Annotated in this window: 11 protein-coding genes; 5 read left to right on the forward strand and 6 right to left on the reverse strand. The window is 70.6% G+C overall.

Features of this window, described 5'->3' with window-relative positions:
• The first annotated feature begins 44 nt into the window (after positions 1–44).
• Complete coding sequence (gene ybaK / locus ACFY2X_RS01055; protein ID WP_389930605.1) at positions 45–545, forward strand: Cys-tRNA(Pro) deacylase; 501 nt, start codon at positions 45–47, stop codon at positions 543–545.
• A 106-nt stretch (positions 546–651) separates the two neighbouring features.
• Complete coding sequence (locus ACFY2X_RS01060; protein WP_389930607.1) at positions 652–2,043, forward strand: amidase; 1,392 nt, start codon at positions 652–654, stop codon at positions 2,041–2,043.
• 55 nt (positions 2,044–2,098) lie between these two features.
• Here ACFY2X_RS01060 and ACFY2X_RS01065 read toward each other — a convergent pair whose 3' ends face one another.
• Positions 2,099–2,638 carry a hypothetical protein gene (locus ACFY2X_RS01065; RefSeq protein ID WP_389930610.1) on the reverse strand — a complete coding sequence of 180 codons (540 nt, stop codon included), beginning with the start codon at positions 2,636–2,638 and terminating at the stop codon, positions 2,099–2,101.
• 107 nt (positions 2,639–2,745) lie between these two features.
• Between ACFY2X_RS01065 and murA the strand changes: the two genes are divergently transcribed.
• On the forward strand, positions 2,746–4,068 hold the full coding sequence (murA, locus tag ACFY2X_RS01070; protein WP_389930613.1) for a UDP-N-acetylglucosamine 1-carboxyvinyltransferase: 1,323 nt from the start codon (positions 2,746–2,748) through the stop codon (positions 4,066–4,068).
• Positions 4,069–4,163: 95 nt separating this feature from the next.
• Positions 4,164–6,428, forward strand: coding sequence for a transglycosylase domain-containing protein (locus ACFY2X_RS01075; RefSeq protein WP_389930616.1), 2,265 nt, complete (start codon positions 4,164–4,166; stop codon positions 6,426–6,428).
• Between the two features lie 145 nt (positions 6,429–6,573).
• Here the strand turns inward: ACFY2X_RS01075 and ACFY2X_RS01080 are convergent, their stop codons facing one another.
• Positions 6,574–7,341 (reverse strand): hypothetical protein, encoded by a 768-nt coding sequence (locus ACFY2X_RS01080; protein ID WP_389930619.1) that lies wholly within the window; start codon positions 7,339–7,341, stop codon positions 6,574–6,576.
• Positions 7,328–7,843: a SigE family RNA polymerase sigma factor gene (locus tag ACFY2X_RS01085; protein WP_389930622.1), complete on the reverse strand. Its 516-nt coding sequence runs from the start codon at positions 7,841–7,843 to the stop codon at positions 7,328–7,330. Before ACFY2X_RS01085 ends, ACFY2X_RS01080 begins: the two co-directional genes overlap by 14 nt.
• 186 nt (positions 7,844–8,029) lie before the next feature.
• On the opposite strand from ACFY2X_RS01085, the gene ACFY2X_RS01090 reads away from it, so the two are divergent.
• Positions 8,030–8,956, forward strand: coding sequence for a hypothetical protein (locus ACFY2X_RS01090; protein WP_389930625.1), 927 nt, complete (start codon positions 8,030–8,032; stop codon positions 8,954–8,956).
• Positions 8,957–9,159: 203 nt separating this feature from the next.
• Here ACFY2X_RS01090 and ACFY2X_RS01095 read toward each other — a convergent pair whose 3' ends face one another.
• Genes ACFY2X_RS01095 through ACFY2X_RS01105 form a run of 3 tightly spaced genes read right to left on the reverse strand, consistent with a single transcriptional unit; the run spans position 9,160 to position 12,772 of the window.
• A complete protein-coding gene (locus ACFY2X_RS01095; protein ID WP_389930628.1) occupies positions 9,160–10,119 on the reverse strand; it encodes a hypothetical protein in 960 nt (319 codons plus the stop codon).
• A 49-nt stretch (positions 10,120–10,168) separates the two neighbouring features.
• Entirely contained in the window at positions 10,169–11,395 is a 1,227-nt protein-coding gene (locus ACFY2X_RS01100) for an MFS transporter (protein WP_389930631.1), read from the reverse strand.
• On the reverse strand, positions 11,396–12,772 hold the full coding sequence (locus ACFY2X_RS01105) for a discoidin domain-containing protein (protein ID WP_389930634.1): 1,377 nt from the start codon (positions 12,770–12,772) through the stop codon (positions 11,396–11,398).
• Positions 12,773–12,817: the final 45 nt, after the last annotated feature.

The raw sequence follows: 12,817 nt of genomic DNA on the forward strand, positions 1-12,817 counted from the left end.
TGTCCTTTACGATGTAGATTTTTACCAGCTACTAAGCTCGCCCTGTGAGCAAGAGCAAGGGCAAGGGCGGCCAGGGAACCCCTGCGACGGTGGCGCTGACCCAGGCGAAGGTGAACTTCACCCTTCACCCCTACGAGCACGACGCGAACGCCCAGGCCTACGGCGAGGAGGCGGCCGACGCGCTCGGCGTGCCGTACGAACGGATCTTCAAGACCCTCGTGGCCGAAGTGGAGGGCGGGCTGGCTGTCGCGGTGGTGCCGGTGGCGGGCAAACTGGACCTGAAGGCGTTCGCGGCGGCGCTGAAAAGCAAGCGTGCCGCGATGGCCGACGCGGCCAAGGTGGAGCGGACCACCGGCTACGTGGTGGGCGGGATCAGCCCGCTGGGGCAGCGCAAGCAACTGCCGACCGTGATCGACGCCTCGGCGCTCGACTTCGAGACGATCTACTTCTCGGCCGGCCGGCGCGGGCTGCAGATCGAGACCGCCCCGTCGGAGCTGGTACGGCTGACGCGGGCGATCACCGCGCCCATCGGCAGGAGCGCCTGAGGGACACTCCCCCAGTTCTTCCGGCTTTCCTGTCGAAGGTTGCCGACGCGCCCGGCGGCGGCCTTCGGCGAAACTCGGCGCAGGCCGTACCCGATCGGGGGGACAGATGTTTTACCTGACCGCTACCGAGATGCTCGAACTGCTGCGCACCAGGCAGGTCAGCGCGGTCGAGCTGCTCGACGCGCACCTGCGCCGGATCGAGGAGGTCAATCCTCGGGTCAACGCGATCGTCACGCTGGTGGCCGAGCGCGCCCTGGAGGAGGCGCGGGAGGCCGACCGGGACCTGGCGAAGGGCCTGTGGCGCGGGCCGCTGCACGGGCTGCCGGTGGCGCACAAGGACCTGGCGGACACCGCCGGGATCCGCACCACGTACGGCTCGCGCCTGTTCGCCGACCACGTCCCGGACACCGACTCCCCGATCGTGCGGCGGATGCGCGAGGCCGGGGCGATCACGGTCGGCAAGACCAACACCCCGGAGTTCGGCACCGGCTCGCACACCGTGAACGAGCTGTTCGGCGCCACCCGCAACCCGTACGACCTGTCGAGGTCGGCGGGCGGCAGCAGCGGCGGGGCGGCGGCGGCGCTGGCGACCGGGATGGTCCCGCTGGCCGACGGCTCGGACATGGGCGGATCGCTGCGCAATCCCGCCTCGTTCTGCAACGTGGTGGGGCTGCGGCCGACACCGGGGCGCGTACCGGCGCCGTCGCCGTCGGCGGCGTGGTTCACCCTCGGGGTGCCGGGGCCGATGGCCCGCACCGTGAAGGACCTGGCGCTGCTGATGAGCGTGGTGGCCGGATTCGACGTCGCCTCTCCCCTGTCGATCGCCGAGAGCGGTACGGTCTTCGGCGGGCCGCTGGAGGAGGATCTGACCGGGCTGCGCATCGCCTGGAGCCCCGACCTGGGCGGCCTGCCGGTGGACACGGAGACCGCGAAGGTCACCGCCGACGCCCCGGCGGTGCTCGCGGAGCTGGGAGCCCAGGTCGAACGGGTGGATCTGGATCTCTCAGACGCCGAGGACGCCTTCCGGATCTACCGGGCGTGGTACTACGCGCTGTCCTTCGGCGACCTGCCCCAGGACGGCCTGGGCCCGAACGTGCGCTGGAACGTCGAGCAGGGCCGGGGGGTGACCGGGGCGGACCTGGCCAGGGCGGAGCGGCTGCGCAGCGGCCTGTACCAGCGGATGAACGACTTCTTCGGCACCTACGACTTCCTGATCGCGCCGGTCAGCCAGGTGCCGCCGTTCCCGGTGGACGCGCCGTACGTCTCGGAGATCAACGGGGAGGCGCTGCCGGACTACCTGGCGTGGATGCGCTCGGCCTACTGGATCAGCGTGCTGCACGCCCCCGCGGCGTCGGTGCCGTGCGGGTTCACCGCGGACGGGCTGCCGGTGGGCGTGCAGATCGTCGGGCGTCCCTTCGCCGACCTGCGGGTGCTGCGGCTGGCTCACGCGTTCGAGCAGGCCACCGGGCACGGCGCGCGCAGGCCCGCCTGCCGCTGACGTCGCGGCCCACCCGCGCGCCGTACGGGCCCGTCCTCTGACGCGGTCTGGCGGGCTACCTGCCTCCGATGTCGTAGCCGGACAGCGGCCCGTAGGGATCCTGCCCGCCGAACGGGCGGCGCAGCGGCGAGTCGCGATAGCCCGCGATGCCCTCCAGGGCGAAGAAGAGGCCGACGGCGAGCGTGGGCCAGGCGTACAGCACCCCCTGGGCGGTCAGGTCCAGCGGGCCGGGGACCAGCGACAGGCCCTGCCCGGATGCGGCGACGCTCACCTCGCCGAGATTGACCGCCTGGCCGACCACCAGCGTGAGATACCCGCCGAGCATGCCGCCCCCGGCCAGGCCGAGCAGCACGGCGAGCGGGCGCCCCCGGCGCGACAGGCCGTAGCCGACGGCGCCGCAGACCAGCCCGAGGACTCCGGTGATGACGGCGAACCAGCCGTCGGCCGCGATGAGCGCCTGCGTGGAGGGGTCGGCGAGGAGCGGGCCCTGCCTGCTCATGACGTACGGCGGGCGCGGTGCCAGGAACGACCACAGGAGACCTGCGGCCGCCCCGGACAGGCCGAGCACCAACACGGTGACGGCGAAGTCACGCACGTGCCGCAATGTGGTCTCCCTCACCCTGTGTACTGATGTGCCCGATGTTACCGATCCCTCGACTTGTGCTCCCCGAGACTTGGGACGAATCCCGTTACGCTGTCCGGGTGAACGAAGAGGTATGGCTGATCGAACCCTCCGGACCGCTGCGTGGCGACGTCGAGGTCCGCGGGTCCAAGAACGGCGTCTCCAAGCACATGGTCGCCGCGATGCTGGGCGTCGGGGAGAGCACGATCCACAACGCCCCCGACGTGGGCGAGGTTGGAATCACCGCGCAGATGCTCCGGGCACTCGGCATCAACGTGGAGATCACTCCTCGGGAAATCAGCATTTCCCAAGGACAGCAGATCAACCCGCATGTGCCTGCGGCGTTCACCGGTCTCAACCGGATTCCCATCCTGATGCTGGGACCGCTGTTGCACCTGGCGGGTGAGGCGTTCGTGCCGCTGGTCGGCGGAGACCCGATCGGGCGCCGGCCCGTCGACTTCCACGTCGAGGCGCTGCGCGCGATGGGTGCCGAGGTCGAGGTGAGCGACACCGGCGTCTACGCGAAGGCCAAGCGGCTGCGCGGGACCCGGATCAACCTGCCCTACCCGAGCGTGGGCGCGACCGAGACGGTCCTGATGTCGGCCGTGCTGGCCGAGGGCAAGACCGTGCTCAAGGGCGCGGCCATGGAGCCCGAGGTGGTGGAGCTGGCCCTGTTCCTGCAGCGCATGGGCGCGCGCATCGAGCTCAGCCCGGACCGGCGCATCGTGATCGAGGGCGTGGAGCGTCTGCGCGGCGCGTCCACCTGGCTGAACGGCGACCGGATCGAGGCGTTCTCCTACCTGGCGGCCGGACTGATCACCGGTGGCGAGGTGCGGGTGCACGGCTGCCCGCAGGACCGGCTGGTCACCGCGATAACCACCCTGGCCCGGATGGGCGCCGAGATGAACATCACCGACGACTACGTGTCGGCGTCGGCACCCGACGGGCTGCGGGCGGCTGCGGTGCAGACCGACACGCACCCGGGGTTCATGACCGACTGGCAGACGCCGCTGATGGTGCTGTTCACGCAGGCCCAGGGCATGTCGGTGCTGCATGAGACGGTGTTCGAGAACCGCCTGGTCTACGTGCCCGCGCTGCAGAAGATGGGCTGCGAGATCGAGGTCTTCGACGTGTGCCTGGGCGGCCCGGCGTGCCGTTACCACGACACCAACGCCAAGCATTCGGCGGTCGTGCGGGGCGTGTCCAAGCTGCGCGGCGCCGATGTGACACTGCCCGACATCCGTGCGGGGTTCTCCGCCGTGCTCGCGGCCGCCGCCGCGGAGGGCACCTCCACGCTGCGCGGGGTGCACCACATCGAGCGGGGCTACCACCGCCCGTTCGAGCAGTTCGCCTCGCTGGGCCTGAAGGTCAGCAGGGAGATCGCGGGGCCCGGGGAGGAGTAGAGCGGGCCGGGGAGGCGGTCGAGAAGGGGCCCCCGGAAGGTAAAAATTCTCGATCGGGTGTTTGCGCTTGATCATCCGGTTGCACCTTACTATCCGTGACATCGCGACCTGAGGTGAGTTCCAGCCCCGTCGTGTGCCTGCGCGGGCTGACGGTCTGCGGCGTGCTCGGCGGGCTGCTGGCGGCGGCCGCCGCCCTGCCCGTGGTCACCGGCGTCGGGATCACCGCCAACCGGGTCGCGGCCATCCTGACCGACCTGCCTCCCAGCCCGCACGAGGAGCCGCTCCCCCAGCGCACGGTGCTCCTGGACAAGAACGGCAGGCAGTTCGCCCAGTTCTACACGGAGAACCGGACGATCGTGCCCCTCGGCAGGGTCGCCCCTGTCATGCGCCAGGCGATCGTGGCGATCGAGGACTCCCGGTTCTACGAGCACGCGGGCCTGGACATCAAGGGAACGCTGCGGGCCCTGATAACCAACACCCAGGCGGGCGGCGTACGGCAGGGCGGATCCTCGCTCACCCAGCAGCTCGTGAAGAACATCCTGGTCGAGAACGCCGAGACCAACGCCGAGCGCGCCAAGGCCCGGGAGCCGAGCCTCAAACGGAAGATCACCGAGCTGCGGTACGCGCTCGCCATGGAGGAGAAGTACAGCAAGGCCGAGATCCTGGAGCGCTATCTCAACATCGCCTACTTCGGGGCCGGGGCGTTCGGGATCGAGGCGGCCGCCCAGCGGTTCTTCTCGGTCCCGGCGTCGGAGCTGTCCCTGCAGCAGGCCGCGACGCTGGCCGGCGCGGTGCGCATGCCGTACGCGACGGACCCGTCCCTGGACAAGCAGCGCCGCAAGCGCCTGCGAGAGCGCAGAGACATCGTGCTGGACCGGATGGCCCAGCTGGGGATCATCACCCAGGCCCGCGCCGACGCCACCAAGAGCAAGCCCCTGGAGATCCGCCTGAAACCGGAGCCCGGGGGCTGCGGCAGCAGCCTCTACCCCTATTTCTGCATCTACGTCCACCGGGAGCTGCTGAGCAACCCGGTGTTCGGCCACAACCGCGCCGAGCGGGAGCGCCGCCTGGCCAGGGGCGGCATCGTGCTGCGCACCACCCTGGACCCGCGCATCCAGAAAGCCGCGCAGCAGGCCATCTCCGCGCGGGTCAGCCCGGAGGACACCGAGGTCGCCGCCGAGGCCATGGTCGAGCCGAGAACCGGGCGGATCCGGGCGATGGCCGCGAGCAAGAAATACGGCCGCAACTCCGGCAACACCAACAACGGTCCCCGGACCACCTACAACCTGCCCGCCGACGTGGCGCACGGCGGCGGCATGGGCTTCCAGGCCGGATCCACCTTCAAGGCGTTCACCCTGGCCACCGCGTTGGGCCAGGGCTGGCGGTTCGACGACGGCTTCATGACGCCGGGCCAGTTCAGCCCCCGCACGGGCTTCGTCGACTGCCACGGCCGCAAGGTCAACGATCCCAAGGCCACGATCTTCAATGCCAGCGGCGAGGGCAGGGGCGGCCCGCAGAGCCTTTCCACCGGCACCTGGAACTCGGTGAACATCTTCTACATGATGCTGGAACGGAGGGTGGGCCTCTGCCAGGTGGTCAAGACGGCCAAGGCGCTCGGCATCGCTCGCGCGGACGGCACGCCGCTGCGCCAGGTTCCGACCTTCACCCTGGGGGTGAACGAGATGGACCCGGTGACGGTGGCGTCGGCGTTCGCCGCGTTCGCCGGGCGGGGCCGCTACTGCCGTCCGATGGCCATCGTCGACATCGTCGAGCGGGACGGCACGCGTGTCCCCGTGCCGCCGACCTGCGGGCAGGCGATCGAACGCGAGGTGGCCGACGCGGTCAACCACATCCTGTCCGGGGTGTTCACCAAGGGCACCATGAGAGGCCAGGACATCGGCCGCGACGCCGCGGGCAAGACCGGCACCAACAACGGCTACACCTCCGCGTGGTTCGCCGGATACACCCCCGACCTGGCCGCCGCGGTCAGCGTGGGCGACATCCGCGGTTCCTACCGTTACCCGCTGCGCGACGTGCAGATCGGCGGCGAATACTACGGTCAGGTCCAGGGAGCCTCCCTGCCCGGCCCGATCTGGGTGTCGTCCATGTCGGCGGCCCTGCGGGACGTCCCCGAGTCGTCCTTCCACGCCCCGGACATGGATCGCTTCGGCGGCGGTTACACCCCCGGCATGGCCGAGGCCCTGGAGGCCGAACGGCGCGCCGAGGAGCGCCAGGAGGCGCGCCGCATGTTCCGGCAGTACCGCAGGGATCACGAGGACGTCGAGGGCCTCGTGTTCCGGGAGTGGAGGAACGCGTGGCGGAACGAGTGGCGGAAGAAGTCGAAGCGCCGCCGCCACTGAACCGCCGCTGAACCGCCGCCGCTGACGACCCGCCGCCGCCGAACCGGCGACGGTCCGCGAGGCCGGGAAGCCCGTCACCACCGAACCGGCGGCGCGCCGCAGGGGCCGGGAAGCCCGTGGGCGCGGACGCCGGCGGCGAACGGGTTCAGTCCGTGGAGCTGAGCCCTGTGGCGACCTTCACCAGCTCCCGCGCGACGGCTTCCTCGGTGCGCAGTTTCTTGACGAAGACGGGGCTGAACATGATCTCGGCCCTGCGCTCGTCGCCCAGGTTGACGAAGACCGTGGGAGTGCCCTTTCCTCCGTCCTCGCCGACATTTTGCGTGACCATGTAGCCGGTCCTGTCGTCGCCGACGGCCACGTCCTTGCCTTCTCCCTCTTCGCGGTACGACCGTACGCGGTCGTCGAGTTCCTGGACGGCCTTTCCCTCGTAGACGAAGATCTGGACGCAGTAGAAGCCGTTCTTGTTCCCGTCGTAGTCCCACGCGGTCGTGTAGCTGTCGCCGTGGTCCAGCGACCAGTGGGACCACTGCAGGCCCTCGGGCAGGTAATCCACCCTGACGCGCCCGAAGGCCCGCCCGTCGCCGAGATCGCCGAGATCGCGTGTCTCGGGCACCGCGGTGGGCAGCGGCGGCCCGAGAACGTCGTCGAGGGGAGGCTCCGCCACAGCGGTGGCCGCGGCCGGCCCGCCGTCCGCGGACTTCGCCACGGGACCGGAGCCCGCGCCGAGGGTCAGGTAGACGGGGGTCGCGACCGCCGCCACGGCCACCGCGGCGGCCGTGGCGGTGAGCCTGATCCGCGCGGTCTTCCTGCGCCGGGAGGAGCGGATGACCCGCTGCACCAGGTCGGGCGCCGCGTGCAACCTCGCGGTCTCGTCCGCCATGATCTGGCGAAGGTCTTCCTCAAGCATGGACATTCCTGATCACTCCTTCCAGTGACCGGCCGCCGACCGCCGACCGGAGCTTGGCGAGCGCCTTCGAGGCCTGGCTTTTCACCGTTCCCGCCGAACAACCGAGGATCTCCGCGGTCTGCGTCTCGCTGAGGTCCTCCCAATAGCGCAGGACGATCACCGCGCGCTGCCGGGGAGGTAGGCCTCGCAGGGTGTCCATGAGCATCTGACGCAGCGCGACGTCGGTCTCCCGGTCCGGTAGTTCGGGCGGGGCGTGCGTCGGGATGATCCGCAGGATCGCCCGGCGCCGGGCACGGCTGATGGCGGTGTTGACGATGATGCGGCGGACGTAGGGCTCGGGGTTGTCGTAGCCCACCCGGTCCCACCTCCGGTAGGCGCGCTCCAGCGCCGTCTGCAGCAGGTCTTCGGCGTCCTCCGCGTCGCCGCACGCGAGGTGGGCGAATCGCAGCAGGCCGGTGCCCCGCGCGGCGACGAACGCGGCGAACGCCTCGTCATGCGGGCCGCTCACGCCTGTTCATCCAATTTCATGCCCCTTCATACGCCTGGGCCGCCCGGAGGGTTGCCCGCGTGCACGAACCTGAACCGCACCGGTGGCGGGACGCTCATGCCGATCGAATCACCGGCCGGGCGCGGGCAACCCCCCGGGCGGCCCAGGCGTATTAGGGGGCGTGCAAACGGATCTTTGGAGGACCAGATGAACTACCCGGGCACGCGGATCCGCTCCTGGATCACGATCGGGATCGGCCTGGCCGCGGCGGGCGCCATCGCCCTGCCGAGCCTGCCGCACACGCCGGACCTCCGGCTCGCGTCCGCCGCCCGGTCGGTGGCGGCTCCGGCGGAAGGGGCCTACTGGCACACGAAGACCCTGATGAAGAGCATCTTTCCCCGGTACCTCGGGCACGGGAAGAACCTCTACTGGGTGGAGCAGCAGAAGCTTCTGGAAACGTGGATCTCACCCGACGGCAAAACCTGGGCCGGATTTCGGGAATTGGGAGCGCGTCCGAAGAGCACGGCGGACGAGGAGGCGTGGCGCCGCGACGGCTCCCCGAGCAGCTGGAAGGAGACGGCGGACGGCTCGACCCTGCCCCGGCACTTCTCCATCGAGCCGGGCAAGGGCTCGGTCGGCCCCGTCAAGTACGGCGTCGGTTTCCACCTGGCCGGCCGGTCACCGTCGTACGAACAGATCCAGGCGCTGCCCGCGGACCCGGCCAAGCTGAAGGCTCTGATGGAGAGGGCGGCGCAGGACGCGAAGGTTCCCGACGACGTCCGCGACGGCTACGTGGCGGAGGTGATGATCTCGCTGCTGCACACCGTTCCGGCGCCGAAGGAGGTCCGCGCCGCGGCCTACCGGACGCTGCCGACGATGTCCGGCGTCCGCGCCCTGGGGAAGGTCAAGGACTCCCAAGGCAGGACCGGTGAGGGCTTCTCCATCGACCTGCAAGAGAAGGGCAAGTTCGCGGTCACGAAGCTGGTGATCGTCGACACCGCCACGATGCAGCTGCTGGCCGAGGACATGAAGACCACGATCGACGGCAAGGTGTTCCCGAACAAGACCTCGACCAGCACCCTGCTTCAGGTCGGCTGGACCAACGACGAGCCCTCGGTCCCCGCTCTCCCGTAAAGCGCGGCCTGGGATGAGAAAGCCACTCGGGCGGAGGCTTTCGGACAATGGGCGCACGCACTCCGGGTGAAAGGAGCCGGCGCGCCCATCGCGTGGGGAGAGCGGGCACACGAGGGCCGGGGGACGGCCGGTCCCCAAGGGGGCGGGACCGGCCACGGGACCTGACGGCTACCTCAGGACCCGGCCCTCGGCGTCGGTGACCGTCACCGGACGGCCACCGGGGAGGATGCGCCGCGCACCAGGAGGGCCGGGGCGCCGGAGCCGTCGGCGGGGACCGACCAGACGTCGGGCCCCTTGGCGTACATCACCGTGCGCTCGTCGAGCCATGCCACCTGGTCGTCGACGCTCGCGGACTCGGCCAGCGGCGTCTCCTTCATGGTGGCCAGGTCCAGCAGGTGGAGCCGCCACATCCGGTCGGGATCGGCCGAGACCCGTTTCTTGAACACCAGGCGGGTCCCGTCGGGCGACAGCGACGGGCACTCGGCGTTCTCCCTGAGGGTCCGCGCCTGCCATCTGCCGTAGTCACCCTCGACAAGGTAGGTCTTCCCTCTGGTGGCCACGGTCGCGTAGAACCGGTTGTCGTCGGCGGCGAAGGTGACGCCCCAGTAGTTCACGTCGGGCGCGTGGTAGCGGCGGCCGTTCAGGGTCAGGGGGATGTCCTCGATGTTGGTGACGGCGTAGCCGGTGCGGGTGTCGAGGATTCCCGTCCAGGTGGAGAAGCCGCCCTCGCTGTAGGAGTCTCCGGTGACGAACACGGTCCACGACGCCATCCGCCCGCTCTGGGACATTCTGGCCCGGTTCGGAATCCCGGCCAGCTTGATCCGGCGGGTCTCCTTCATGGACCGGTCGAGGATCATCGCGTGCGTGGTGGCCACCGCCCCCGGCTGCGCGACCAGGCAGATCGAGGTGCCACCGGCGGTGGAGAACCGGTTGCAGACCGGGCCGCCGGCCACGGGCGCGGCCGAGGTGTTCCCCAGCGGGACCGCCGCGACCCGGCCGCCCGCCGTACGGAACGCCAGCTGCCCGGGCCGGAGCACGTCGCCGCCGGCCGCCTGGACCGGGGCGGGAGCGCGCCGCGCGGCCCAGGCCATGTAGCCGGCCGCCACGCCGCCGAGGACGGCGACGGCCACGAGCAGCACCGCCAGGCGCCGGATCGGGGTCACGGGTGCCCTCCCGTCACGAACCAGGCGACACGGCACGCGGACGACCGGATCAACGCCACGAGCGCCTCCTCATCACGAACCAGGCGCCGAGCACGCACACCGCGAGCCCGGTGGCCATGGCGGCGAGCCCCAGGGTGCTTCCCCACATCGTCCAGACGGCGCCGAGCAGGATCGAGGAGAACAGGCGGGCGACCGCCTGTCCCGTCTGGAGCAGGGCCAGGCCGCTGGTGCGCAGGTGTTCGGGAAGCATCGGCCCGGCCACGGCCATCAGCACGCCGTCGGTGGCGGCGTAGAAGGCTCCGTGCAGGACCAGCACGGGGACGAACCACCCCGGCCCCAGCAGCACGAGGTAGGCGGTGACCAGCGCGACGTGCCCGGCCAGGAAGACCGGCACCCGGCCCAGCCGGTCGGCGAGCCGCCCGGCGGGTACGGCCAGCAGCAGGTAGGCCGCGGCCGTGCCGACCGGCAGCAGCGGGAAGTATTCGGCGCCGAACCCCCCGTGTTTCTGCAGCAGCAGGTAGACGAACCCGTCGCCGACCGTGACCAGTCCCAGGGCGGCGGCCGTCACGCACACCCGCCGGAACGCCGCCTCGCGCAGCAGCCCCAGCGCGGCACGCGGCGAGGTCGACGGCCGCGGGCCCGGCAGCGGCGCGTGCCGGTCGCGGACGTACATGACCAGCAGCAGCACGCCGAGCACGGCCACGCAGAAACTGGTCACGAACACCGCGTCATACGCCCCGCCGGTGCTCGTGAGAATGGCGAACGCCACCAGCGGGCCGAGCAACGCGCCGAGCGTGTCCATGGCGCGGTGCACGCCGAACGCCTGCCCGAGCGCGTCCGGCGGGGCGCTCAGCGAGATCAGCGCGTCGCGCGGAGCCGTGCGCAGCCCCTTGCCGGTCCGGTCCAGCGCGATCGCGGCGCCCAGCGCGGCGACGGAGCCTCCCGCCGCGAGCAGGGCCGGCTTGCACAGTGCCGACAGCCCGTATCCGATCCCGGCGACCAGCTTGCGCCGCTGCCACCGGTCGGCCAGGTTCCCCCCGGCGAGGCGGACCAGCGCCGTCACCCCGAAGTAGAGCCCGTCGAGCAGACCGAACTGCAGCATGCTGAGCCCGAGGGAGAGCGTCAGGTAGAGCGGGAGCACGGCCGTGACCATCTCCGAGGAGATGTCGGTGACCAGGCTGACCCACCCGAGCGCGAGCACGTTCCCGGGGACCGCCCAGGAGAGCCGGGACCGCGGACGCGCTCCGTCCGCGGTCCGGTTCGCCGAGATGTACATCTAGTGGCAGTTGTAGGTGGGGCTGGTGTCCTTGACCGCGCCGTCGATTCCGATCAGCTGCCAGGAGAACGCGCTGGGGGCGAGGTTCAGCTTGAGCACGCCGTAGGTGTTGGCCAGTCGCTTCTGGCTGTTGGGCTGGACGTTCTCGATCTTGTACGGCGAGGCGCCGCCCATGCCCCCGAGGACCTCCACGATGCCGTTGGGGTCGGCCTGGGCGTCGGGGTTCTGCGGGGCGAACCGCTCGTAGTGGTGGTCGTGGCCGTTGAGCACCAGGTCGGCCTTGGCGTCGTAGAGGATCTTCCAGACCGGCTTGCTCACCGGGTCGTTGCCGTGCTCACCGGAGCTGAACAGCGGGTGGTGGAAGTAGGCCGCGACGCAGCCCTTGGTGTTCGCGGCCAGGTCCGACTTGAGCCAGTTGAGCTGGGCCTGCTGGTCGAAGTAGTTGGAGTCGAGGGCGATGAAGTGCCAGTTTCCCTGGTCGTAGCTGTAGTAGGTCTTGCCCTGCGGGGTGGCCAGGGAGCCGAAGTAGGCCTTGTATCCCGCGTAGGTCCCGGCGGGGTCGTAGGTCTCGTGGTTTCCGGCCGCCGGTCGCGTCTTGCTCTTGAACTTGCCCCACGACTTGTCGTAGTAGTTCCGGAAGTCCGAGAGCCGGGCGTCGTCGTACTGGTTGTCGCCCATGGTGATGACGAATTCCGGGTTCATCGCCTGAACCTGCGCGGCCGTCTTGGGGTGCGCGCAGGAGCTGGAGCTCGCGGTGCACTGGGCGGCGATGTCACCGGCGGCCGCGACGACGAAGGTGTCACCCGGAGGCACGGTCGGGGTCGGGGTCGGCGTGGGAGTCGGGGTCGGGGTCGGGCTGGGCGTGGAGGTGCCGCCGCCGAACACCTGGAACTCGTACAGGGAGTAGCCATACTCGGTGCCCCTGGCCGTGCCGTACATGCGGACGTAGCGCCCGGAGCCCGACAGGCCCGTCAGGTCGTCCAGGTCGCCGTCACCGCTGCTCGTGGAGTAGACGGTCGTCCAGTTCGCGGCGTCGCCGGAGACCTGGATCTTGTAAGCCCTGCCGTAGGCGGCCTCCCAGAACAGCTTGACCCGGGAGATCGGGAAGACGGCGCCGAGGTCGACCCGGATCCACTGCGGGTCGCTGCCCTCCAGGGAGGCCCAGCGGGTCGAGGTGAGGTCACCGTCGACCGCCTTGCCCGAGCTGTAGGAGGAGCTTTCCTTGGACGAGGAGGAGGCGGGCTTGCCCTGTGACAGCAGGGTCTCGGCGGCTTCGGCGCGGCCCGTGGCGACGAGGAGCCCCGCGAACAGGACGGTGACCGCCACGAGGACCGGCAGGAGAGGGCGGGGAATGGGGGAAGGCGTCGTTAAGGACACGACTGTCTCCTGGGGGTGAGAGACGAAAGGTCACGGCGCCGTCTG

Source organism: Streptosporangium sp. NPDC000396, from assembly GCF_042898655.1.
Lineage (GTDB): Bacteria > Actinomycetota > Actinomycetes > Streptosporangiales > Streptosporangiaceae > Streptosporangium.

Coding starts and splice junctions, on each gene's coding strand:
- ACFY2X_RS01060 (WP_389930607.1), top strand. CDS start 652: ATGTTTTACCTGACCGCTACCGAGATGCTCGAACTGCTGCGCACCAGG.
- ACFY2X_RS01080 (WP_389930619.1), bottom strand. CDS start 7,341: ATGTCCATGCTTGAGGAAGACCTTCGCCAGATCATGGCGGACGAGACC.
- ACFY2X_RS01100 (WP_389930631.1), bottom strand. CDS start 11,395: ATGTACATCTCGGCGAACCGGACCGCGGACGGAGCGCGTCCGCGGTCC.
- ACFY2X_RS01090 (WP_389930625.1), top strand. CDS start 8,030: ATGAACTACCCGGGCACGCGGATCCGCTCCTGGATCACGATCGGGATC.